Origin of the sequence: Lysobacter sp. M2-1 (assembly GCF_022662495.1) — a bacterium.
In the GTDB taxonomy this organism is placed as follows: Bacteria; Pseudomonadota; Gammaproteobacteria; order Xanthomonadales; family Xanthomonadaceae; genus JAKPBU01.
Map to the genome: position 1 here is coordinate 1,136,553 of NZ_JAKPBU010000001.1, position 24,253 is coordinate 1,160,805.

Sequence of the window (24,253 nt, forward strand, 5' to 3'; positions counted from 1 at the left end):
AAATGCCGTGTTACATCTTTGCTGCCTTGCAGTATCGGTCGATATAGGCCTGGTGCGCGGGCATCGCGTCGGCACTGGCCGCGAGCACCCGGCGCACGCGATCGACGAACTCGACCAGCTCGGCCTCGGGCATCCGGTCCACGATCGGGTGGTAGGCGCGCGGAACGATGCCCTGGCCGAGCATCACCTGGACCCAGCTCGGTAATGCGAAGAATTCCTCCGCATCGCGGAAGAAGCGCCCGCTGCTGCGGAACAGGTCGATACTCTCCTGCAGCGACTCCGGAATCGACATCGTGCGGCAGTCATTCCAGAACGGCGTGTCGTCGCGCTGCGTCGCCTTGTAGTGCAGGATCAGGAAATCGCGGGTCTTTTCCCATTCGAACGCCGACTGCCGGTTGAAGCGTTCGGCCAGGATCGGGTCGAAGTCGCGATCGGGGAACAGGCCCAGCAGCCGCTGGATGCCCGACTGGATCAGATGGATGCTGGTGGATTCGAGCGGCTCCATGAAGCCGCTGGCCAGGCCCAGCGCAACGACATTCCGGTTCCAGAATTTCCTGCGCACGCCGGTGGTGAAGCGCAACGGGCGCGGGTCGGCGAGCGCGCGGCCGTCCAGGTTCGCGAGCAGGGTTGCGGCCGCTTCGTCGTCGCCGATGTGCCTGCTCGCATACACGTAACCGTTGCCGGTGCGGTGCTGCAGCGGAATCCGCCACTGCCAGCCCGCCGTACGTGCGGTCGAGCGTGTGTACGGCGTCGGCGGACCCACGTTTTCGCAGGGCACTGCCATCGCCCGGTCGCAGGGCAGCCAGTGGGTCCAGTCTTCGTAGCCGGTTTCCAGCGCCTGCTCGATCAGCAGACCGCGGAAACCCGAGCAGTCGACGAACAGTTCCCCCTCGATGCGCTCGCCGTTCTCCATCACGATCGCCTCGATGAACCCGTCTTCGCTGCGCTGGCTGACTTCGACGACCTTGCCTTCGATGCGCCGCACGCCCTTGCGTTCGGAAAGGTCGCGTAGATAGCGCGCGTACAGGCCCGCATCGAAGTGATAGGCGTAGGCGATGTCGGCGAGCGGCGAACCCGCGGGCGCATCGCTGGCGCTAGGCATGAATTTGCCCAGCGGGGCCGCCACGGTCTGCAGTGAATAGGCGCCAATCTCCGGCGCGCGCCCTGCCAGGAACAGCTTCAGCCAGAACTGGTGGAACGGCAGCGGCCCGAGTGCGCGACCGATCTTGCCGAAGCCGTGGATGTAGCTGTCGCCGATGCGGCCCCAGTCGTTGAACTGGATCCCGAGCTTGAAGGTGCCCTGGGTCCGGACGACGAACTCGGTTTCGTCGATGCCCAGCACATCCCGGTTGAAGAGCTTCATGTGCGGGACGCTGGCTTCGCCCACGCCGACGATGCCGATTTCCTCGGACTCGACCAGGCGGATGGAAACGGCCGCGTCGAGATAGGTGGACAGCGCCGCCGCCGCCATCCAGCCGGCGCTGCCGCCGCCGACGATGACGACGCTCCTGATCCGGTTGTCGTGAGACGTCACTGCAAAACCCTCACTGGCGAGAGCCGCCCATCAAACGATCGGCAGCTGCCTGGGCAGCTGCCGTCGAAAGGCCCATCGCGCCGCCATCGCACGAAGGGGCCGCGGTTCAGAACTTGTAGGTCAGCCCCAGGTAGAGCTGTCGACCGGAGTAGGAGTTCGTGTACAGGCGATCCTTGGTGTCGTTGCCCAGGTGCTGCCTTTGTTCCGACTCGGTCAGGTTCAGCACCGAACCGGTCAGCGTCAGCTGGTCGGTGAAGTTGTAGGACGCATTCAGGTCGATCTGTTCGTAGGGTTCCTCGTACACGCTCAGGCCGGATACCAGGCCGTGCACCACTTCGCCGCGGCGGTTGTACGAGGCGCGCGCCAGGAATCGGTCGTTCTCGTAGAACACGGTGAAATTGGCCTGGTTCTCCGCACTGCCGACCAGCGGCGACTCGCCGATTTGCTCACCGTTGAGCACGACGGCGGCCAGGTTGGTGTCGTTGTAGGTGTAGTTGGCCTGGATGCCGATGCCGAAGTCGAACGTGTGCTGCGCATACAGCTCCACGCCCTGCGACACGCCGTCCTGGCCGTTGGCCCGGGTCGAGAAGCCGTTGACCGTGACCGTCTCGCCGTTGAGGGTCAACTCCGTATCCTGGACCACGGGCAGGATGAAGTTCTTGACGTTCTTGCGGAACAGGCCGACGCCCACGACCGAGCCGGGGTGGAAGTACCACTCCAGCCCGAGGTCGAACTGGGTCGCCTCGTACGGCTCCAGCTCCTTGTTGCCGCCGCTGCCATACCAGCCGGGCACGGGCGCGCCGAACTGGCCGCGGTCGTCGTAGTACTCCTGGGTGTAAAAATCGAGGCTGCCGAGCTGGCCCAGGTCGCCATAGCCGGTGCGGGCGATGACCTTGGAGGCCGCGCCGCGCAGCACCAGGTCCTCGGTCAGGTCGTAGGCGATGTTGAAGCTCGGGAGGATGTCGGTGAAGGTCTTGTCCTCCACGTTGAGCACGAAGATCTCCTCGCGCGACAGGTCGTCGGGCAGGTACACGGCATCGCCGGGCGTGCAGTTGATCCCGTCGTAGACGCCGCTCGCCGGGCAGCGCACCGGGTTGCCGTTGGCGTCGTCCGGATGGGCGTCGATCCAGCGCGTGACCCGATCGGTGGTGTCGATGTGCTGCGAGGTGTGGGCGATGCGCACGCCGACATTGCCGCGCAGACGATCGGTCCTGAAATTGGCCTGGATGTAGCCGGACCAGAGGTCTTCGTCGACGTTGTAGACAAAGTTTTCCTCCTCGCGGCGGCGCGAACCGTCGAAGCGCTGGTTCAGATAGTCGACATAAGCCGGGAAATCGATGCCCGGGAAGAGGTTGGCGCCGAAGCCGCCGGGAAGGTTGCCGATCGGCTCGTCCAGGAAGAAGTCCGGCTGCGCGGCGCCCGCCTGCTGGTCGCAGATCTGGTACCGGTTCTCGTAGTCCTCCTCCATCCCCGGGCACAGCCAGTAGGTGTTGCCGGTCTTGCGGTGGGCGCTACCGCCACGGTATTTCACCCCGAACTGGAGCGTGTCGAGCCAGCCGGCGTTCTCGAAGTACTTGGTGAAATCGCCTTGCACGAAGGTCTGTTCGATGCGGGTCTCGACCCAGGACGAGTCGGTCGAGCCGACGTCGATCTCGGCGTTGCCCGCCATCAGCATGTCCTGCAGGTCGGGCGAGAACGTCATCGACGGCGTTCCGGTCAGGTCCCATTCGCTCAGGTGGTTGCCGTTCTGGTACTGGTTCGTCGCCGGATTGAACCAGCGCGGCTTGGCCGACATGCGGAAATTCATCGAAGGTCCACCCTCCGACCAGGTGCGGCCGCCCTTGAACGAGGCGTCGAAGCTGTCGCTGATGAACTCGATCGCGAAGTCGGCGGTCTGCGACAGCGCCTTCTCCTTGCTGTAGTAGCCCGACAGCTGCGGGGTCTCCATTGCGCAAGGCGTCCTGGGCTCGCCGGTCACCGGGTTCACCGGCAGCGAGCAGCCGCCGGTGGGGACCTCGAACCGCGCCCCGGTCACGATCGTGCCGCTGGGATCGAAGGTCAGGCCGTTCGGGGCCAGCAGCCGGCCTTGGTCGTTCGCCCAGTTGTCGCTGTATCCCCATTCCGGGATCTTGTTGAGGTTGAGCGTGTAGTCGCCGTTGAGCTCGAAGCGGAAGTAGTTGGCCGTTAACGTGATCTGGTCGGTCGGCCGGAACTGCAGGGTCAGCTGGGCGCCCTTGCGCTCGCGCTCCTCGTCGCGGACGCCGAAGTTGACCGACTGCGGCACCCAGTAGCCCGAGTAGTGGTTGCCGGCCTGGTCGTCCACGCCGCGGCCCCACCAGTAGGCGATGGCGTCGTCGTTGGCGAAGGGCTCGCCGTTGACGTCGGTGGCCGGCTGCGCGGCGGTGTCGTCGGCCCACCAGCGCCAGCTCTCGGTGCTGACCTCCATGCTGCGGTTGGTGCGCTTCTGCGAACTCGCGCCGACGAGGACGCCGAAGCGGTCGTCATCGCTATGCCAGGAATACATGCCCGATAGCTGCGGGTCGGTCGTCTCGCTGGTATCGGAATAGGTACCTTCGATCGAGCCGTAGCCGGTGTTGGCCGGCAGATCCAGCGGGCGGCGGGTGTGCAGGATCACGGTGCCGCCGATGCCGCCTTCGTCGATCCGCGCTTCCGGCGATTTGAACAGCTCCGCGCTGGACAGCATGTTGGCCGGCAGCAGCGTGTAGTTGAACGAGCGCGAGGGATCGGCATTGGTCTCCGAGGTCGCGACGTAGTTGCCGTTCAACTGGGTCAGGGTCAGGTCCGACGCCAGGCCGCGGACGCTGACGGTTTTGCCCTCGCCGCCGCTGCGATCGATGATCACGCCCGGCACGCGCTGCAGCGCATCGGCCACGTTCTTGTCGGGGAACTTGCTGACGTCCTCGGCGGTGATGACTTCGACGATCGCGTTGGCGTTGCGCTTCTGGTCCAGGCTCTTCTCGATCGAATAGCGATAGCCGGTGACCGTGACCGCGTCGAGGTTGGTGGCATCGGTTGACGCGCCCGGTTCCGCCGACGCGCCCGCGTCCTGGGCGGGCGCCGCCTCCGCCGGCGCAGCTTCGGCAGGCGGCTGCTGCGGATCGGCGGAAGTGTCGGCCTGCTGGGCGAGGGCGGGCGCCTGGTACAGAAGCAGACTGAGCGAAGCGGCCAGGAGCGAGGGCGTCAGCGGGCGGGGACGGGTCATGGCGGGTCTCGGTCGGGTTGGGCGGGAGGGTGAAGCGGTTTGGATCGATCCAATTTCGGTATGCGGGGGAACCGGCAGCGTCGGCGGAGCGGTTACGGGTTATGGGTGCAGGAGGCGACGTCGGCGCCGGACGAGGGCGCGCCTGCGATTTCGGGCTGATCGTGGCGAGAGATGCAGGTGCGGCGGCCAGTGACTGCGGGCCGTTGCTGGGGTGGCCGAGGCCGGTGCATCTCGCTGTGTGGAACCAAGACGTGATTCCCTTCCATATCGCCCCTCCTCGACGAAGCACGCGTACCAGCTGGATACGGGGCGCCCCTGCCACGCCGGATCGCATCCGCCCCGGCGATCGAATTAGATCGATCTAAACCGGAACCGGTCGCTGTTTAACACACCCGCTACACGAAGGCATGCTGCTGCGCAGCATGCCGGCCGGAGTGACGGACGCTCACGGCTGGTGATGAAGCCAGGTGCCGGGAAGCGCAGTCGGCGGTGTGCCGTCGATGCCGACCTCCAGCCGCAGCAGCTTGTCGCCGCCGCCCTGGAAGTAGCGCAGCTCGAAAGCGTGCAGTCCCTTCGCCAGCCCGACGCTGCCCACGCTACCGCCCGGCGACTGCGGGCCGTCGCGGTCCACCACCAGGGTGTCGTCGACATACAGGCGTGCGCCGTCGTCGGAGCCGAGCGCGAAGCGGTACACGCCATCGGCCGGCACGTCGAGCCAGCCGCGCCAGCGCAGGCCGAAGCCTTCGGGACGCGCGTCGTCGGGAATCCCGATGCGGTCGGATACGTCGCTGCGGGTGGGCGTCGCCTCGAGCAGGTCGTCGGTCTTCTGCGGCGAGGTCTCGAAGTAGTCGCGCCGCAGCCCGGGCCGCAGCGCGGCGCGATCCATCGCGCGCGCCGGCTGCAGCCGGCCCTGGATGTAGCGCGCGCGGGACACCGGGCCCAGCCGGCCGTCCGCCAGCTGCAGGCGCGCGGACAGCACCACCGGGCCATCGTCGAGCGCGATCGGGACCGGACCGGTGGCATGCGGCGAATCCGCCTGCGGGGTGCTGCCGTCGGTGGTGTAGACGACCCTGGCCCCGGATAGCGGCGAAGCCAGGCGCGCTTCGGCACGCGGCTGCAGCGAGAGCACGTCGCCATCGATGCCCTGGACCTCGGGAATGCGGAAATTCACCTGCATGCGTTCGAGTGCGGCCAGCTGCGGGCCGAGACGTTCACCGAAGCCTTGCCAGTCGCGTGCCGCCTGCGGCGACCACAGCGCTTCGGCCATGGCCAGCGCACGCGGCCACAGCATGTACTCCGCGGCCTCGTGCGTGCGGATGTGCTCGGTCCACAGATTGGCCTGGCCGCCAATGACATGCCGCGCCTGTTGCGCGGTGAGTTGCGGCGGTACCGGATCGAACGCGTAGACCTGCTGCAGCGTCAGCAGGCCGGGGCACCAGGGCTCCTCGCTGCTGCGCGACTGGCAGTAGTCGAAATAGGCGTACGACACCGGCGTCATCACCACGTCGTGTCCGCGCTGCGCGGCCTTGATGCCTTCGTCCACGCTGCGCCAGGCCATGATCGTGGTGCTCTGCGCCGGATCCCCGGCCAGCATCTCGTCCCACGCCAGCATGCGTCGCCCGTGCTGCTGCAGGTAGGCTTCGATCCGGCGCATGAACCAGCCTTGCAGCGCGTGTTCGTCCTTCAGGCCCTCGCGCTTGATGATGGCCTGCGCCAACGGGCTCTGCTGCCAGCGCACGATCGGCGCCTCGTCGCCGCCGACGTGGATGTAGGTGGAAGGGAAGATCGCCAGCACCTCGTCGAGCACGTTCTCGATGAAGTCGAAGCTCTCCTCGCTGGGGCAGAGCACGTTCTCGTCCACGCCCCAGTCCACCCGCACTTCGAACGGACCGGGCGTGCACGCAAGCTGCGGGTACGCCGCCAGCGCGGCGACGGTGTGGCCGGGCATCTCGATCTCCGGCACCACCGTGATGTGCAGCTTGCGGGCGTACTCGACGATTTCGCGCGCCTGCGCCTGCGTGTAGTAGCCGCCATAGCGCTTGCCGTCGTAGCGGGTGGTCCCGTCGTGCTGGAAGATCGCGGTCTGCTTGCGCCAGGCGCCGACCTCGGTCAGCTTCGGATAGCGCTTGATCTGCAGCCGCCATCCCTGGTCCTCGGTCAGATGCCAGTGCAGGGTGTTGAATTTGTAACGCGCCATCAGATCGAGCTGACGCTTGATGTATTCGACCGGAAACAGGTGCCGGCCCACGTCGAGGTGGACGCCGCGCCAGGCGAAGCGCGGCGCGTCCTCGATGGTGACGAAGCCGATGCCCTCGCCACCGGATTGCTCGAGCAGCTGGCGCAGCGTCTGCAGCCCGTAGAACAGGCCGGCCGCGGACGCCGCCTGCAGGCGGATGCCTTGCGCATCCACGCGCAGGGTGTACGCCTCTGGGCCGGTCGTCGCGATCTCTGGCGCAAGTCGCAGGGTGAGGTCGGCGCGCGCGCCATCGCCCACCATCTCCGATGGCGTCCGCCACGTCGCCTGCACGATGTCCGCGGCCAGGGCCGCGAGCGCTTCGAGTTCGCGCGCGTCGCCTTCCAGCGCGATCCGCACTGCGGCCGTGGGCTGGTAGCGTCCGGCTTGCGTTTCGATCTTGGCCGGAAGCGGCATCAGGCCGGGTGTCGCGGGCTGCGGCGTCTGCGCCGCCTGCGTTGCCGATGCCCAGGCCAGCAGCACGGAGCATGCCAGGGCGTGAAGCGGGGACAGGGGTCGTGCGGTCTTGATCATGAAGCGCCTCTGCTTGCGGTTCCGGGAGTCTTGCCCCTGGCTGGCCTCGCGGTGAAATCGAATCCAGCGTGTTGATGGAATCTGTCTGGCATTCGGATCGGACAGCAATCGAGCGCCGCGCGGCTACGAACGCTGCTCGCGGTCGCCCAGCGTCCGGAGTTCCACCCGGTCCAGCCATTGCGCCGCGACGCCGGGCGGCACATAGCCCGGTTCCTCGCGCGCGGCGTTGGCCGCGCCACAGGCGACCGCCAGACGCAGCGCCTGGCCGTCATCCATGCCGCGCTGGAGCGCGGTCGCGAATCCCGCGAGCAGGCAATCGCCCGATCCGATGGTATGGACCGGTGCGGCGACAGGCGCATGCGCATGCCAGGTGCCATGGTCGGTCGCCAACAGCGCGCCCGCGTCGCCAAGCGACAGCAACGGCGCGGCGATGCCGGCATTGCGCAGCACCGCGAGCGCATCGACGCCGTCCTCCAGGGTTGCGATATGCATTCCGGTCAGCCCTTCGAGTTCGTCGCGGTTGGGCTTGAGCGCGTAGGGTCTCGCGGCCATGCCGTGTCGTAGTGCTGCGCCGCTCGCATCCAGCAGGCAGCGCATGCCGCGCGCCTGCAGGCGCTCCACGAGTCCGGCATACAGGTCATCGTCGCAGCCAGGCGGCAGCGAACCGGAGAGCACCACCAGCGTTGCGTCCTGCGTGGCCCGCAACAGCGCTTCGCACAGCGCCTGCACCTGGGTGCGATCCAGGATCGGCCCGGGTTGGAGCAATTCGGTGGTGCGCCCGTCGCATTCGCGGATCGCCCAGCACTCGCGCAAGGGGCCGGCTTCGATGGCGTGGAAATCGACGTCGCGCTCGCGCAGCGCCTGCCCGAGCCGGGCGCGATGCGTGGCATCGGTCAGTCCCACCAGCCGCACCGGTTCACCCAGCGCGGCGATCGTCTGGGCCACGTGCAGGCCCTTGCCGCCGAACGCGCGCCGCGCGGCCGAGCTGCGCTGGACTCGGCCGGGCTGCAAGATGTCGACGTCGATCTGCACGTCGATCGCCGTATTGAAGCCGGCCACGACGATCACGCCGGCATGGGCTCGGGATGGATGCGGAACGGCTGCACCACGCGGGTGAGCACGCCCTGGGAGGGAGCGTCGGGCTGCTGGCCCAGGGCGAGGCAGCCGAACAGGGCGAGCAGCTGGCCGGCCACGACATCGATCAGGGTGGCGTCGTCGTCGTCCAGGCCGCAGCCGATGCGCACGTCGCTTTCGCCCGCGGTAACGTCCGGACCGGCGCCGATCAGGATCCGACGCATCCCCAGCCCCTTGGCGGTCAATTCCGCGAGCAGGTCCAGTTCGTATGCGCGCACCCGCGGATCGCGCGCGAGCATCGCCACCAGCACCGTATCCGCGCGCAGCGCCGACATCGGCCCATGGCGTAGGCCGAGGAAGGTCTCGGCCATCACCTGCACCCGGCCGCCGCTCATTTCCAGCATCTTCAGCGCGCTTTCGCGCGCGCCGCCGTAGCGGCCGCCGCTGGCCAGATACAGCACCGAATCGAAGCCTGCGTCGGCCAGGTCCGCCAGCGCCTGGGCCGGACCGGCGAACAGTTCCCGCGCCTCGCCGCCAGCCTGCAGGGCCAGCGCCTGCCAGCGCGCGCGGTTCGCGGGCCCCGCCAGCATCCGTCCCGCTAGAAACAGGCTGGTGAAGCTGCTGGTCATCACCAGGCTGCGGTCGTTGCTGCGCGGATCGAGCAGCGCCACCGCGGCGCGGGGCGCGGCGTGATATCGCGTCGCCAGCCCGCCCTGCGTATTGCAGGTCACGAACAGATGCCTGCACCGCGGCGCCAGCGCCAGCAGCGCATCCACCACACCGAGGCTTTCCGGGCTGTCGCCCGAGCGCGCAAACGACAGCAGCAAGGTGTCGCCCGGCGGCAGGGTCTGGCGCCAGTGGGTGAGCAGGGTGCCGGCCGGAATGGCGGTCACCGGCACGCCGAGGGCGGCCTGCAGGCCGGGCGCCAGGGCTTCGCCGATGTAGCCGGAACTGCCCGAGCCGGTCAGCACCACGGCCTGCGGCTTCGGCTCGAGCGCGCCGGCCAGCGCGGCGCTCAAGGCCCCGTTGCCCGCCGTCATCGCCCAGAGCAACGGCTGCTGCAGGATCTCGGCCACGGTATGGGCGAAGCCGCGCTGTTCCTGTTCAACCGGGGTAGCTTCGGCCAGCGCCTGCAGGGCGGGGGCGAGGGGAAATGCACTTTGCATGGGCAGGCGTGCCTTGACAGGCGTGCTCCGAAGCCGAAAATGAAAGAAATCGCAAGTTTTCGAAGGCTAACGAAATGACCGCGCCGGTACAACCCGCCACCTCTGCCCCCGTGCTGTCACGCCTGCGCCTGCCGCAGGGCAAGCGCGCACGGCTGCACCGGCTGCTCTACGGCAATGGGCCCGGCAACGGCACGCTGGTGGTCCTGCCCCTGGACCAGGGGCTCGAGCATGGCCCGACCGACTTCTTCCCGCATCCGCCGGCGGCCGATCCCCAGTACCAGTTCAATCTTGCGATCGAAGGCAGGTATTCGGCGATCGCGCTCGGCATCGGCCTGGCCGAGAAATACATGGACGATCACGCCGGGCGGCTCCCGCTAATCCTCAAGCTCAACGGCAAGACCAATATCCCCGACGATGGTGAAGCCACCTCGGCGCTGTTCGCCTCGGTCGAGGATGCGGTGCGGATCGGCGCCGATGCGGTGGGCTACACGATGTACGTGGGCTCGCCGCGCCAGGACCAGGAGATCCGCCAGTACGCCCAGGTCCGCCAGGACTGCGAACGCTACGGCATGCCGCTGGTGCTGTGGTCGTACCCACGTGGTGCGGCGATCGACGCCAGGGGCGGCAGGAACACGCTGTACGCGCAGGACTACGCCGCGCGCGCAGCGCTGGAGTTCGGCGCCGACATCGTCAAGCTGCACGAGCCGCAGCCCGACACGGCGGCATCGCCCGAACCCTATCGCTCGCTGCAGGAAGATCCCGCCCAGCGCAGCGCGCGCGTGGTGCGCTCGGCCGGCCGCACCATGGTCCTGTTTTCCGGCGGCGAAAAGAACGACGACGACGATGCGGTACTGCGCAAGGTGCGCCTGTACATGCAGTCGGGTGCGACGGGGGTGATGTTCGGCCGCAACATGTGGCTGCGCGGCTTCGACGACGCGGTCAGGCTCTCGCGCGACGTGCACGCGATCATGGCGGAGTACCCACGTTGAATCCGGCCCCTTCCGCGCCCTCCGCAGCGCCCATGCAGCGCCGCTTCGGCCAGGCGCGACGCCGCGGCATCGCCGACTACGTGCGCGCGCAGGGCAGCGCCAGCGTGGACGAACTGGCCGGGCATTTCGGCGTATCCGCGGTGACCGTCCGCACCGACCTGGACGCGCTGGCGCGCACCGGCGCGATCGAGCGCACCCATGGCGGCGCGCTGGCTCCGCGCGAGGGCGACGCCGCCGCGATTCCGTTCGCGTTGCGCGCGGGCCAGCGGCACGAAGAGAAGGTCCGTATCGCGCGCGCCGCAGCGGCGATGATTCGCGACGGCGATACCGTACTGCTCGATTCGGGCACCACCACGGCCGAACTGGCGCGCGAGATCCGGCAACTGCCGCTGTCCTCGCTCACCGTGATCAGCAATGCGATCAACGTCGCAGCCGAGCTGGCCGACAGCGCGCACGTGCGCGTGATCATGCTCGGCGGCGTGCTCCAGTCGCTGTCGCAGTCGCTGGTGGGCCCGCAGGCGGAGGCGGCGCTGTCGCGGGTGCGCGCGGACCTGTGTTTCATCGGTGCGGACGGGATCGACCTGGAATTCGGGATCAGCACCTGCGATCCGCTGGAAGCGCAGTTGAACCGGCGCATGCTCGACGTGGCGGCGCGCACGGTGGCATTGGCCGACGCCAGCAAGCTCGAGCGCCGCAGCCTGGCGCGGATCGCGCCGGTCGCGGAGCTGGACTGCATCCTGACCGATATCTCGGCGCCGCCCGATACGTTGGCGCGCTATCGCGCCGCCGGCGTCGATGTGCGCCTCGTCTGAAGCGTACCGGCCCAAGGCGCCCGCGCCACACGGCCCCGCCACGACCACACCCGCCAGAGGAATGATGCGATGAAGCCGATCACACGGGCACGGCTCCTACTCTGGGTGGCGTTGGCCGCCGGCGCGGCGCAAGCAGCGCCGCCGCATGCACCGAACGTGGTGCTGGTCACGCTCGACGGGGTCCGGATCGAAGAGATCTTCGGCGGGCTCGATGCGGCAGTGCTGCAGAGCCAGTTGCAGGCGGCGACGGGGCCAGACGCGGAGCTGCCTTACCAGCGTTACCGTGCGGATACCGCGCAGGCGCGCCGCGAACGGCTGATGCCGTTCTTCTGGGGCACGCTGATGCGCGAGCACGGCTGGGTCGCCGGCAACCCTGCGCTCGGTAGCCGGGTGCAGTTGGGCAACGGGCTGCGTTTTTCCTATCCCGGCTATGCCGAGATGCTCACCGGACGCGCGCGCGACGCCACGGTGACCAGCAACGACGCCTACCAGAGTCCGCACGTGACCGTGCTCGAATTCGTGCGCGAACAGTTGCGCCTGCCACGTGCGAAGGTCGCTGCGTTCGGTTCCTGGGATCGCTTCGAGCAGATCCCGGAGCACACGCCGGGCAGCATCACGGTGAATGCGGGATTCATGCCGTTCCACGACACCGATCCGGGCATCGCCCGGCTCAATGCGATCCAGGCCGACGCCCGAACCTGGCGGGAGGAACGTTTTGACGCCTTCACTGCCGCCTTTGCGCTGCGCTACCTGGAGCGCGAGCGGCCGCGCCTGCTCTACGTCGCCCTGGGCGATACCGACGAATGGGCGCACGCGCGGCGTTACGACGACATGCTCGATGGGATCGCGCTCGCCGACCGCTTCCTGCGGTCGCTGTGGAGCTGGCTGCAGGCACAGCCGGAGTATCGCGACAACACCCTGCTCATCGTCACCACCGATCATGGCCGCGGGCGCACGCCGGCGGACTGGACCGAGCACAGCAGCGATGTCGAAGGTGCGCAGGACATCTGGCTAGCGCTTGCCGGCCAGGGCCAGTCCGCTCGCGGCGAACTGCGCGATGCGCCGACGCTGCGCCAGGGACAGGTCGCCGCGACCATTGCCGCGGCGTTCGGCCTGGACTTCTCACGGCTCGAACCCGAAGCCGAAGCGCCGATCCGGGTCACCGCCGCGCGACCCTGAGTACGCGATCGGCTGTCCTATACTGGCCCGGTTCCCAGCGAGCCGGCCGTTCCGGCAACGCGCACGCATGCCGGTCAAGAGCATCCACAACCGCAGGCTGTACCAGCAGATCGCCGACCAGCTGCGCGGCATGATCAATCGTGGCGAATACCCGCCGGGCAGCTACCTGCCGCCGGAGCGCGAGCTCTCGCAGCAGTTCGGCGTCAGCCGCACCTCGCTGCGCGAAGCCCTCATCGCACTCGAAGTGATCGGTCTGGTCCGGGTGCGGGTGGGCGACGGCGTGAGCGTGGTCGGCCCCGAGCCGGTCGGCGACGATGCCGTCGCGGCTGGATCGGAGCGCGTGCTCGACCGCGCCAGGCACCGCAATCCGTGGGTGCTGGACCCCGAGCTCGGCATCGTGGCCGATTTCGACGCGGAGATCCCGCCGTATTCGCTGCTGCGCGCGCGGCGCCTGATCGAACCGGAAACCGCGGCGCTCGCGGCCAAGCACGCCACCGATGCGGAAATCGAAGGCATCGAGGAGGCCTTGCAGCGCAACATCGCCGACAACCGCAATGGATCGAGCACACACCCCGGCGACCGGCTGTTGCACATCCGCATCGCCGATGCGAGCGGCAATCCTGCCTATGCGCTGCTGATCCGGCACCTGCTCGGGCACAAGTACGGCGCGATGTTCCAGCGCGTGCAGGAGCTCTATACCATTGCCGACATGCCGCATCGCTCCGAGAGCGAGCACGCCGCCATCGTCGCCGCGATCCGCGCACGCGATCCCGACGACGCGCGCGCGACCATGGCCCAGCACATGGATTCAGTGATCCGGATCTTCTCCGGCGGAGAGCGCTGAGTCCGACAAGCCACGCCGTAGGTCGGCCCTACGCGGCCGACGTCGATATCCGTGGCATTCCGTCGGGGAGGTTGCCCAGACCTACAAATTCCACAACACCTGCGGACCGATCTCCTGCACGCTGCGGGTGCCGGTGAGCGCCATGCTCACGTCGAGTTCCTTGCGGATGAGTTCCAGCGCGGTCGTCACGCCCGCCTGTCCCATCGCGCCCAGCCCATAAAGGAAGGCCTTGCCGACCAGCGTCGCCTGCGCGCCCCGGGCCATGGCCTTGAGCACGTCCTGGCCGCTGCGCACGCCGCTGTCGAGCCAGATCTCGCTGCGAGCGCCGATCGCCTCGGCCACGCGCGGCAGCGCGGCGATGGCCGAGGGCGCGCCGTCGAGCTGGCGTCCACCGTGGTTCGAGACGATCACCGCGTCGGCACCGGCGTCCACGGCGCAGCGCGCGTCCTCGGGATCGAGCACGCCCTTGACGATCAGCTTGCCCGGCCACAGCGAGCGCACCCATTCCACATCCTTCCAGCTCAGGGTCGGATCGAACTGGCTGGCGATCCATTGCGAGAGCGTGCGCAGCCCGCCGCCGCCCTTGGGCAATGCGTCGGCCAGGTTGCCGAAGCCCTTGTGCCTTGTTCCCAGCATGCCCAGTGCCCAGCGCGGCTTGGTCGCGATGTCCAGCGCATTGGCCAGGGTGAGCTTCGGCGGCACGGTCAGGCCGTTCTTGATGTCGAGGTGGCGCTGGCCCTGGATCTGCAGGTCGGCGGTGAGCATCAGGGCCGAACAGTTGGCCGCCTTCGCGCGTTCGATCAGCGACGCGGAGAAACCGCGGTCGCGCATCACGTAGAGCTGGAACCAGAACGGCCTGTCCACCGCGGCGGCGACGGCCTCGATCGAGCAGATCGACATGGTGCTCAGGGTGAACGGCACCCCGAAGGCCTGCGCCGCGCGCGCGGCCAGGATCTCGCCGTCCGGATGCATGATTCCGGTGAGCCCGGTCGGCGCCAGCCCCACCGGCATCGCCACCGCCTCGCCGAGCATCATGGTCGCGGTCGAGCGCTTGTCGACGTCGATCATCACCCGCTGGCGTAGCTTGAGCGCGTCGAAATCGGCGCGATTGGCGCGGATCGTGGCCTCGTCGTAGGAGCCGCGATCGACGTAGTCGAAGATCGCGCGCGGCGCGCGCCGCATCGCGAGCTGGCGCAGGTCCTGGTTGTTGGTAATGACAGGCATGGCTGCTCCGCGTTACGTGCTCGTCGCCACCAAGGCCAAGGGATGGCGTCGAACGTACCAAGCGGGCTTCGCAATGCTGGTCTCGCCGACGCAGGTCGACGGCATGGAGGTCCCAAGTACGTTGAATGCCATTACCCGTTGCCCGCTGCGGTCGGGATCGGCCCGCGCCGGCGTACTTGCATGGCGAACCAGAAAATTACGATAAAGCACAAAGTCGGCACCGCGAACGCCCAGTGAATACCCATCCAGTCAGAGGTGGCGCCCATGGCGATGGTCAGCAGCGCGCCGCCGACGATGGCCATGACCAGGAACGGTGACCCTAGTTTGCGGTCGTCATCGCCGAGGTCATCGAGGCCGAGAGAGAAGATCGTCGGGAACATTACCGACATGAAGAAGCTCGTTGCGACCAGCGCATATGCGCCGAAGGCGCCGGGCACGAGAACCGCGAACGCAGTCAATGCAATGTTTGTCGCAGCGAACACGCCGAGTAGCCGCACGGGTGCGATGCGCCGCATCAGTGCCGTGCCGGCGAAGCGGCCGACCATGAAAACGACCAGCGACGCAGTCAGGAAGTTCGCGGCGCTCTTTTCCGGCGTCCCCGGCATGGTGCTCTGCACGTAGCGGATCAAGTAGCTCCACACACCGACCTGAGCGCCGACGTAGAAGAACTGGGCAAGCACCGCAAACATGAATCGCGAATTGCGCAAAAGCCGACCGATGTGCGCGCTACCGCTCTTTGCGTCGTGACTGGTGTCTTCCGCCAACGCCGGGAAGCGCACGAATGCGATCAGCACGGCCCAGGCCACGACGATGGCGCCGATGACGAGATAGGGCATTTGCACTGCCGCCGACTCTGCCGCGTAGTAGGCATTTCGTGCAGCCGGGGTCATTGCAGCGAGCTCGGCTTGGGTATGTTCGACACCGGAGAAGATGAAATGCTGGCCGACGAGGATGCCGGCGATCGAGCCGAGCGGGTTGAACGACTGCGCGAAATTCAGTCGCTGCGTGGCGCTCTCGGCCGGGCCCAGTACGGTGACGAGTGGATTGGCCGATGTTTCGAGAAAGGCCAGGCCGCTGGCAATTACGAAGAGCGCAAGCAGGAACAGGCCATAGGTGTGTACCGCCGCGGCCGGATAGAACAGGAAGGCACCGGCGGCATAGAGCCCAAGGCCGATCAGCAATGTGCCCTTGTAGCCGAAGCGACGCATGCAGACGCCGGCCGGCATCGCGAGCAGGAAGTAGCCCATATAGAACGCGCTCTGTACAAGGCCGGCCTGGAAATCCGACAGCTCAAACGCCTTCTTGAATTGCTTGATCAGAATGTCGTTGAGATTGTTGGCCATGCCCCAGAGGAAGAACAGGCTGACGATCAGCGCGAATGCGAGCGTCGCCGTGTGCGCCAACGGCGAGGTGGACGGGGAGGCAGGATTTGTAGAGGTTGTGATGGGCATGGCAGGGCTCGCGGTTCTGAAACGGGAACGGCGCTGGACGCCGCGATCAGGTATCGCTAATGCTTGTTCAGCACGTCCAGCAGGCCGCACGAGAGCCACCACAGGAAGAGCAGGCTGGTGACCAGGGCGAAGGCGAGGCGGTAGTTGCCGCTGCCGGCCGTTTCGGTTGCGCTGGAGGCGCTGGTGCTCATCGATTTCCCTCCCAGGAAATGTTGCTTGTCGATCGCCCCACAGTTACGGGATGGTGTTATGGTCGGTTTCGGTCAGGCGGAAGAGCTGTTGCATCGGCGTCCATTTCTGTCCGTCGGGCGTCCATGGCGTGGGCGCCTGGAAGCGCCACATCAGGGCTTCCCATTCGGCGATACGCGGGTTGGCGCGCTCGGCCGCGGCCATCTTCGCCGCGTCGAACACCGCATCGTCCGTCTCCATCAGCATCACCATGCGCGTGCCGAGGCGATAGATATCGAGCTCGCGGATGCCGTGCGCGCGCAGGTGCGAGAGCACCTCGGGCCATACGTCGCGGTGATATGCCTCGTACTCGGCGATCAACGCCGGGTCGTCTTTCAGGTCCAGGGCTAGGCAGTGGCGCATGGTTGGATTCCTAGGCAGCCGGCCGGGCCCGCTCAGGTCAGCGCGCGGTCGAGATGGGTGTAGCCGCCGTCGACGAAGATCCATTGCCCGGTGACATGGCTGGCGCGCGCGGACAGCAGGAACACGGTTGTGTCCGCGATCTCCTCGGAGGTGGTCATGCGATGGCCCAGCGGGATCAGGCGCTCGATGCCGGCCAGCTTTGCTTCCGGGTCGTCGAAGCCGGCGATCCATTTCCGGTACAGCGGAGTCATGACCTCGGCCGGGATCACCGCATTCACGCGTACGCCGTCGCCGGCCAGCGAGGCCGCCCACTCGCGGGTCAGCGCCAGCTGCGCACCCTTGGATGCGCAATAGCCGCTGGTGCCGCCCTGACCGGTGAGCGCGGTTTTCGAGGAGATGTTGACGATCGCGCCGCGCGCCGTCTTCAACGCCTCCACGCACAGGTGCGCCATCACGTAGTAGTGGATCAGGTTGCGTTCCAGCGACTGCACGAATGCATCGCGTCCTGCCTCCAGGCCGACGCCGTCGTTGATGCCGGCGTTGTTGACCAGTCCATGCAGGCCACCGAACTCGTCCAGCGTCGCAGTGACCGCGCGTGCACAGGCGTCGGCGTCGCCGAGCTCGACCTGGTGGAAGCGAAAGCGCGGTTGCGCCTGGCGCAGCGCCCGTTCGAAATCGGCGTCGAGCGGGCTGCGTCCGAACACCACCGGAATCGCGCCCTCGTGCGCCAGGGCCAGGCTGATCGCGCCGCCGATGCCGGCGCCGCCACCGGTCACGATCACCACCTTGCCCTGCAGGTTCAGATCCATCGGTATGGGTTCCGCGGATTCACGGCTGCAGACCATAGCAGCGCATGGCGGTGCCGCCCCACAGCTGCGCCTGCTCGGCTGCGGACAGGCGCGACGTCCAGTCGCGCACCAGTGCCGCGACCTCGGGGTAATCGGCACGCAACAGGCACACCGGCCAGTCGGAACCGAACATCAGGCGTTCGGCCCCGAACGCGTCCAGAGCGGCATCCATATGGCGATGCAGGGCATCCGCGTCGAGCTGCGGGGTGACGACCTCGGTCACCAGGCCCGACAGCTTGCACAGGACGTGCGGCTGCGCGGCGAGCGTGCGCAGATGGCCGCGCCATTCGGCCTCGCCTTCGCCACCGATCGCCGGCTTGCCGAGGTGGTCGAGCACCAGCCAGTGCCGGTCGTGGCGCGCGCAGAACGCCGGCACCAGGGACAGCTGGGCCGGCCCGCGGACCAGCACCTCGTAGACCAGCTCCTGCGCCTGCACCGCACCGATGCCACGGCCGAAGCGCGGATCTGCCAGCGTCGCCGCCACGTCCGGATCGTCCTGCAGCAGGTGGCGCACGCCCTTGAACCGCGGCGCTTCGCGCCATGAGGCAAGGCGCTCGGGCGCGTCGTCCGCCAGCAGATCGACCCAGCCGACCACGGCCGCGATCCACGGATGCGCCGCAGCCTGTTCCAGCAGGAAGGCGTTCTCCCCCTCGTCGGCGCGCGCCTGCACCGCGATGCACAGGTCGATCTGCTGCGCGTCCAGCAATGGGCGAAGATCCTGCGGCAGCCAGTCGCGCCGCAGCGCGGGCATGTGCGCACCGATCCACGGATAGTCGGCGGCGGAATAGCGCCAGAAATGCTGATGCGCGTCGACCCGCGTGGCGGGGGCAGCGGTCATGCGATGCGGCGACCAGGAAGCATGCGGCGAACCTTCAGGCGATCGCGGCGCGGGGCGGAGTCTCAGCGGCGCCGAACAGGTACCGGCGGCGGCTGTCTTCGCGCATGGTGATCGAAAATCCGGCCGCCTGCGGCGGCAGGTAGGCCGCGTCGCGGATCACGCAGGGATCGACGAAGTGCTCGTGCAGGTGGTCGACGTACTCCACCACGCGGCCCTCGCGGGTTCCGGCGATGCAGACGTAATCGATCATCGCCAGATGCTGCACGTATTCGCACAGGCCCACGCCCCCGGCATGCGGGCATACCGGCAGGCCGTACTTGGCCGCCATCAGCAGGATCGCCAGCACCTCGTTCACCCCGCCCACGCGGCAGGCATCGATCTGGACCACGTCGATCGCGCCGCCAACGATGAACTGCTTGAACATCACCCGGTTCTGGCACATCTCGCCGGTGGCGACCTGCACCGGCGCCACCGCTTCGCGGATCGCGCGATGCCCGGCCACGTCGTCCGGGCTGGTGGGCTCCTCGATGAACCACGGCTGCGCGAAGGCCAGCGCGCGCACCCAGTCGATCGCCTGGCCGACGTCCCAGATCTGGTTGGCGTCGATCATCAGCCGGCGATCCGGTCCCAGCACCTCGCGCGCGATGCGCAGGCGGCGGATGTCGTCCTGCAGGTCGCGTCCGACCTTCAGCTTCACGTATTCGAAGCCGGCGTCGACGGCTTCCTGGCACAGCCGGCGCAGCTTGTCGTCGGGATAGCCGAGCCAGCCGGCGGACGTGGTGTAGCAGGGGTAGCCTTCCCGCTCGAGCGTGGCGATACGCGCAGCCTTGCCGGCTTCGCGTTCGCGCAGCAGCGCCAGCGCTTCGTCCGGGGTGATGGCATCGCTCAGATAGCGGAAGTCGATGCAGCGGACCAGCTCTTCGGGCGTCATGTCCGCGACCAGCCGCCATACCGGCTTGCCCATCGACTTGGCCCACAGGTCCCAGACCGCATTGACCACCGCACCGGTCGCCAGATGCATCGCGCCCTTGTCCGGGCCGATCCAGCGCAGCTGGCTGTCCCCGGTGATGCGCCGCCAGAAGCGGCCCATGTCGGCCGCGATCCAGTCCAGTTCCAGCCCGACGACGAGATGCCGCAGCGCCTCGATCGCCGCGCAGCAGACCTCGTTGCCGCGGCCGATCGTGAACGTGAGGCCGTGGCCCTCGAGGCCCGGCCGCGAAGCTTCCAGGATCACGTAGGCCGCCGAATAATCCGGATCGGGATTCATCGCATCCGAACCGTCTAGCTGCTGCGAGGTGGGAAAGCGCAGGTCTTCGACCCGCATGCCGGTGATGCGCAGGGGATGGGAGGCGCTCATGCCTGCACCAGCTTCTGGCGCTGCTCGCCCAGTCCGTCGATGCCCAGCCGCATCACCTGGCCCGCGCGCAGGTAGACCGGTTCGGGCTTCTGTCCCAGGCCCACCCCGGGCGGGGTGCCGGTGGAAATCACGTCGCCCGGCTGCAGGCTCATGTGCCGGCTGAGATAGCTCACCAGGTAAGGCACGCGAAACACCATCGTGCGGGTGTTGCCGTCCTGGTAGCGATGGCCGTCCACTTCCAGCCACAGCCGCAAGGCATGCGGGTCGGGCACCTCGTCCGCGGTCACCAGCCACGGACCCAGCGGACCGAACGTGTCGCAGCCCTTGCCCTTGTCCCAGGTACCGGTGCCCTCGAGCTGGTAGGCGCGCTCGGACACGTCGTTGATCACGCAGTAGCCGGCGACATGCGCCATTGCATCGGCTTCATCGATGTAGCGGCCGCCGCGGCCGATCACCACGCCCAGCTCCACTTCCCAGTCGGTCTTGCGCGAGCCGCGCGGGATCTCGACGTCGTCATCCGGTCCGCAGATCGCGCTGGTCCATTTGTTGAACACCACCGGCTCGGCCGGCACCTGGGCGCCGGTTTCGGCGGCGTGGTCGGAATAGTTCAGTCCGATGCAGACGAACTTGCCGACCCGACCGACGCAGGCGCCGAGGCGCGGATCGCCTTCCACCCGTGGCAGCGTGGCGACGTCCAGAGCGCGCAGGCGCTGCAGTCCTTCGGGCGTCAACGCCTCCCCGGCGATGTCGTCCACCACGGCGGAGAGGTCGCGGATGCGGCCTTCGGCATCGAGGAGTCCGGGTTTTTCGGCGCCGCGCGGGCCGTAACGCAACAGTTTCATTCGATTGAATCCAGACTAGAAACTAGTGAAGAGGAACTAGGAACTAGGAACTAGCGGACGGCACTGGTATGGCGGAGAAATTCCCCAATGCTCCTAGTTCCGATCCACTAGTTCCTGCTTCAATTTGCCCAACCGCCGTCGATCACCTGCGCGGTGCCGGTGGTGAAGGCGGATTCGTCGCTGGCCAGGTACACCGCCAGCGCGGCGATCTCCTCGGGGCGGCCCAGCCGCCCCATCGGCTGGCGCGCGACGAAGCCCGCGCGCACCGCGTCCGAGGTCACTCCCTGCTCGCGCGCCTGAGCGGCGATGCGCGCATCGAGCGACGGGGATTCCACGGTGCCCGGGCAGATCGCGTTGCAGCGGATGCCGCGACCGACGAAGTCGGCGGCGACCGCCTTGGTCAGGCCGATCACCGCGGCCTTGGTGGTGCTGTAGACGAAACGGTTGGGCACGCCCTTGATGCTGGACGCCACCGAGGAGACGTTGACGATCGATCCGCCGCCATGCGCGAGCATGCCCGGCAGCAGGGCCCGGATCAGCTGGAACATCGAGCCGACGTTAAGCCGCCAGGCGAATTCCCAGTCCTCGTCGGAGGCCTCGAGGATGCTGCCGCCGTGGACCACGCCGGCGCAGTTGACCAGCACGTCGAACGCCTCGCCGGCATCCTGGTGAAGTGCGGCGAAGGCTGCGATCGCGGCGCTGTCGGTCACGTCCAGGCGCAGTGGCGTCAGTGCATCGCCGGCTTCGGCCTGCAGCGTCTCCAGCGCGTGGGCATTGATATCGGCGGCGATCACCCGCGCGCCCTCGCGGACGAAGGCCAGCGCGGTGGCGCGGCCGATGCCCTGCGCGGCGGCGGTGACCAGGGCGTGCTTGCCTTGCAGGCGCATGATGGGCTCCGGCCGAAAGTGGTCCAGCGGTTGGACCAATGCTATCGTGCCCCTCGCCCGTTGCAAACCGAGTCCGTCCCGGCAGCGCCGGAGGCGGGTGAGGGCCCTTACCCCGGTGCAATGCCGGAGAAGGGTCGGCCGGGTGCGTGGGACCCTCTCGCCAGCCCCGTCCCGACCCTCCCCGCGGGCGGGGCTGGGCGAGAATCCCGATCACCATGCACGGGCGAGGCGGATATGCGGCGAGCAAGCGGATCGAACACTGGCGGCTTCAAGACCTGGGCGCTGCTGCTGCTCGCGACCCTGGCCGCCGGCTGTGGCGACGCGCCTGGCCCACAGGCGGCCGATGCCAAGCAAACGCCCGCGGTGCAGCCCGCCACGGCTGTCCCGGCGCTGCCGCTGATTCCCATGCCGGCCAGTACGGCGCGCGGCGAGGGCGGGTTTCCGGTCCGCGCCGACACGCCCGTGATCGCCGCCGCCAACGACCCCGCCGCGCGCCAGGCAGCGCAACAGTTCGCGCGGCTGCTGGAAGAGAGCTTCGGTGCAGCGCCCAGGGTGTCCGATGCCGGCGACGCCGGTCATGCGATCGCCTTCATCACCGACCCGCAGCTCAAGGCGTCGGCCGAAGGCTATGTGCTGGAAGTCTCGTCCGACGGTGTCCGCATCCGGGCGCGCGGTGCGGCCGGGCTGTTCTACGGTGGCGTGTCGTTGTGGCAGCTGCTCTCAGCCGATGGCGAAAATCAGCTGCCGGTGACGCTGCCGGCCGTGCGCATCGATGATGCGCCGCGCTTCGCCTGGCGCGGTTTCATGCTCGACTCCGCGCGCCACCTGCAGAGCGTCGGAGAGATCAAGCGCCTGCTCGATCAGATGGCGCGGCACAAGCTCAACGTCTTCCACTGGCACCTGACCGACGACCAGGGCTGGCGCCTGGAGATCAAGCGTTACCCCAAGCTCACGCAAGTCGGCGCCTGGCGCGTACCCGCCGGCAAGGCCGGGCGCGACAGTGTCGGCAAGCCGGTGCGCTATGGCGGTTTCTACACCCAGGCCCAGGCGCGCGAGATCGTCGAATACGCCAGGCAGCTGCACATCACCGTGGTCCCGGAGATCGAACTGCCCGGCCATGCGCAGGCGGCGATCGCGTCCTATCCGGAACTTGGCGTCACCGGCAAGGCGCCGCCGGTCTCGCCGGACTGGGGCGTGCATACCTGGCTGTTCAATGTGGAGGATCCGACCTTCACCTTCCTCGAAAACGTACTGAACGAGGTGATGGCGGTCTTCCCCGGCCAGTACATCCACATCGGCGGCGACGAGGCCGACAAATACCAGTGGCAGCACTCGCCGCAGGTGCAGGCCCGGCGCAAGGCGCTGGGGCTGGCCGACGACATGCAGCTGCAGAGCTGGTTCATCAAGCGGATCGAGAAGTTCCTGGTCGCGCACGAGCGGCGCCTGATCGGCTGGGACGAGATCCTGGAGGGCGGCCTGCCGCCCGAGGCCACAGTGATGTCCTGGCGCGGTACCAAGGGCGCGGTGGAAGCGGCCCGGCAGGGGCACGACGTGGTGCTCACACCAAGCGATGTGACCTACCTCAACCGCATGCAGTCGGAGGAAGTCGACGAACCGCCGGCCCACGATTACCCGACGCCGTTGAAGGCGGTGTACGACTTCGAACCAGTGCCGCCCGAGCTGGATGCGGAGCAGGCCAAACATGTCATGGGTACCCAGGCCAACCTGTGGACCGAGCACGTGCGCACCGAGGCGCGCGTGGAACACATGGCCTTCCCGCGCCTGAGCGCGCTGGCCGAAGTCGCCTGGTCGCCGAAGGCATCGCGCGACTGGAATGGTTTCCTGCAGCGCCTCGCGCCGCAGATGCGACGCTTCGCGCGCGCCGGGATCCGCGCCGCCGACAGTGCTTTCGCGGTGCGGATCGACGCGCAGCCGCAGGGCGACGGCGCAAAGGTCGCGCTCGCCAACCAGGCAGGCTTCGGCGAGCTGCGCTACACCACCGACGGCACGGAGCCGAACGCACGATCGGCGCGGTACGCGCAACCGCTGCAGCTCAAACTGCCTGCAACCCTCGCCGGCAATGCCTTCCTCGACGGCAAGCCGCTGGCGCGGACGCGCAACCAGCGCATCGACGCAGCGCTGCTGCGCAGCCGCGATGCCGAGCAACTCGCGCCCTGCCGCAAGCAAGGCTACGTGTTGCGGGTCGAGGACGACGAACCGCTGCAGGGCGAGCGCGCGGTCGTGCCGGTCGACATCGCCGGCCCGTGCTGGCTGTGGAAACAGGCACCGCTCGAGGGCGCGGCGTCGCTGCGCGCGGAGATCGTCGACCTGCCATACAACTTCCAGTTCGGCGGCGAGTCCGCGGCGGCAGCGCCGCCGAACCAGGCGAACGCACCGGCCGCACTGCAGGTGTTCGGCAACACCTGCGAAGGCAGGCCGTTGGCATCGGCAAAAGTCGCGCAGACCGACGCGGCGACCGAACAGCTCGAGATCGCGCTACCGTCGCCGATGGCGACACGCGACCTGTGCCTGAAGTTCAGCGGCGACTATCGCCACACGCTGTGGGCGATCGACCGGGTCGAGCTGGTGCCGGCCGCACGCTGAGGGGCGACGTGTCCATGCGCGCG

Annotated in this window: 19 protein-coding genes; 5 read left to right on the forward strand and 14 right to left on the reverse strand. The window is 68.0% G+C overall.

What is annotated here, in order from left to right; genetic code table 11:
- Positions 1-10: 10 nt before the first annotated feature.
- The 5 genes from MC375_RS04985 to MC375_RS05005 form a co-directional block, all read right to left on the reverse strand.
- On the reverse strand, positions 11-1,534 hold the full coding sequence (locus MC375_RS04985) for a tryptophan halogenase family protein (protein WP_345779254.1): 1,524 nt from the start codon (positions 1,532-1,534) through the stop codon (positions 11-13).
- 106 nt (positions 1,535-1,640) lie between these two features.
- Entirely contained in the window at positions 1,641-4,757 is a 3,117-nt protein-coding gene (locus tag MC375_RS04990; RefSeq protein ID WP_242102195.1) for a TonB-dependent receptor, read from the reverse strand.
- A gap of 445 nt (positions 4,758-5,202) precedes the next feature.
- Positions 5,203-7,524, reverse strand: coding sequence for a family 20 glycosylhydrolase (locus tag MC375_RS04995; protein WP_242102196.1), 2,322 nt, complete (start codon positions 7,522-7,524; stop codon positions 5,203-5,205).
- A 123-nt stretch (positions 7,525-7,647) separates the two neighbouring features.
- A complete protein-coding gene (locus MC375_RS05000; RefSeq protein ID WP_242102197.1) occupies positions 7,648-8,592 on the reverse strand; it encodes a 1-phosphofructokinase family hexose kinase in 945 nt (314 codons plus the stop codon).
- On the reverse strand, positions 8,589-9,764 hold the full coding sequence (locus tag MC375_RS05005; RefSeq protein WP_242102198.1) for a tagatose-6-phosphate ketose isomerase: 1,176 nt from the start codon (positions 9,762-9,764) through the stop codon (positions 8,589-8,591). The genes MC375_RS05000 and MC375_RS05005 overlap by 4 nt, the downstream gene beginning before the upstream one ends.
- A 74-nt stretch (positions 9,765-9,838) precedes the next feature.
- Between MC375_RS05005 and MC375_RS05010 the strand changes: the two genes are divergently transcribed.
- The 4 genes from MC375_RS05010 (at position 9,839) to MC375_RS05025 (ending at position 13,588) form a co-directional block, all read left to right on the forward strand.
- Positions 9,839-10,753 carry a fructose-bisphosphate aldolase gene (locus tag MC375_RS05010; RefSeq protein WP_242102199.1) on the forward strand — a complete coding sequence of 305 codons (915 nt, stop codon included), beginning with the start codon at positions 9,839-9,841 and terminating at the stop codon, positions 10,751-10,753.
- Positions 10,754-10,785: 32 nt separating this feature from the next.
- Positions 10,786-11,565 carry a DeoR/GlpR family DNA-binding transcription regulator gene (locus tag MC375_RS05015; RefSeq protein WP_242102200.1) on the forward strand — a complete coding sequence of 260 codons (780 nt, stop codon included), beginning with the start codon at positions 10,786-10,788 and terminating at the stop codon, positions 11,563-11,565.
- A 69-nt stretch (positions 11,566-11,634) separates the two neighbouring features.
- A complete protein-coding gene (locus MC375_RS05020; RefSeq protein WP_242102201.1) occupies positions 11,635-12,744 on the forward strand; it encodes an alkaline phosphatase family protein in 1,110 nt (369 codons plus the stop codon).
- 67 nt (positions 12,745-12,811) lie between these two features.
- Positions 12,812-13,588 (forward strand): FadR/GntR family transcriptional regulator, encoded by a 777-nt coding sequence (locus MC375_RS05025; RefSeq protein WP_242102202.1) that lies wholly within the window; start codon positions 12,812-12,814, stop codon positions 13,586-13,588.
- A gap of 81 nt (positions 13,589-13,669) precedes the next feature.
- Here MC375_RS05025 and MC375_RS05030 read toward each other — a convergent pair whose 3' ends face one another.
- The 9 genes from MC375_RS05030 to MC375_RS05065 form a co-directional block, all read right to left on the reverse strand.
- Positions 13,670-14,812, reverse strand: coding sequence for an alpha-hydroxy acid oxidase (locus MC375_RS05030; RefSeq protein WP_242102203.1), 1,143 nt, complete (start codon positions 14,810-14,812; stop codon positions 13,670-13,672).
- 131 nt (positions 14,813-14,943) lie between these two features.
- Entirely contained in the window at positions 14,944-16,263 is a 1,320-nt protein-coding gene (gene fucP, locus MC375_RS05035; protein ID WP_242102204.1) for an L-fucose:H+ symporter permease, read from the reverse strand.
- A 56-nt stretch (positions 16,264-16,319) separates the two neighbouring features.
- Positions 16,320-16,454: a hypothetical protein gene (locus MC375_RS17680; protein WP_277929287.1), complete on the reverse strand. Its 135-nt coding sequence runs from the start codon at positions 16,452-16,454 to the stop codon at positions 16,320-16,322.
- 43 nt (positions 16,455-16,497) lie between these two features.
- Complete coding sequence (locus tag MC375_RS05040) at positions 16,498-16,854, reverse strand: L-rhamnose mutarotase (protein WP_242102205.1); 357 nt, start codon at positions 16,852-16,854, stop codon at positions 16,498-16,500.
- A 32-nt stretch (positions 16,855-16,886) separates the two neighbouring features.
- Positions 16,887-17,663: an SDR family oxidoreductase gene (locus MC375_RS05045; RefSeq protein WP_242102206.1), complete on the reverse strand. Its 777-nt coding sequence runs from the start codon at positions 17,661-17,663 to the stop codon at positions 16,887-16,889.
- A gap of 19 nt (positions 17,664-17,682) precedes the next feature.
- Positions 17,683-18,540 (reverse strand): amidohydrolase family protein, encoded by an 858-nt coding sequence (locus MC375_RS05050; RefSeq protein ID WP_242102207.1) that lies wholly within the window; start codon positions 18,538-18,540, stop codon positions 17,683-17,685.
- 34 nt (positions 18,541-18,574) lie between these two features.
- Complete coding sequence (locus MC375_RS05055; protein WP_242102208.1) at positions 18,575-19,897, reverse strand: L-fuconate dehydratase; 1,323 nt, start codon at positions 19,895-19,897, stop codon at positions 18,575-18,577.
- Entirely contained in the window at positions 19,894-20,739 is an 846-nt protein-coding gene (locus MC375_RS05060; RefSeq protein WP_242102209.1) for an ureidoglycolate lyase, read from the reverse strand. Before MC375_RS05060 ends, MC375_RS05055 begins: the two co-directional genes overlap by 4 nt.
- A gap of 119 nt (positions 20,740-20,858) precedes the next feature.
- Positions 20,859-21,626, reverse strand: coding sequence for an SDR family oxidoreductase (locus MC375_RS05065; RefSeq protein WP_242102210.1), 768 nt, complete (start codon positions 21,624-21,626; stop codon positions 20,859-20,861).
- A 234-nt stretch (positions 21,627-21,860) separates the two neighbouring features.
- On the opposite strand from MC375_RS05065, the gene MC375_RS05070 reads away from it, so the two are divergent.
- On the forward strand, positions 21,861-24,230 hold the full coding sequence (locus MC375_RS05070) for a family 20 glycosylhydrolase (protein WP_242102211.1): 2,370 nt from the start codon (positions 21,861-21,863) through the stop codon (positions 24,228-24,230).
- Positions 24,231-24,253 lie beyond the last annotated feature (23 nt).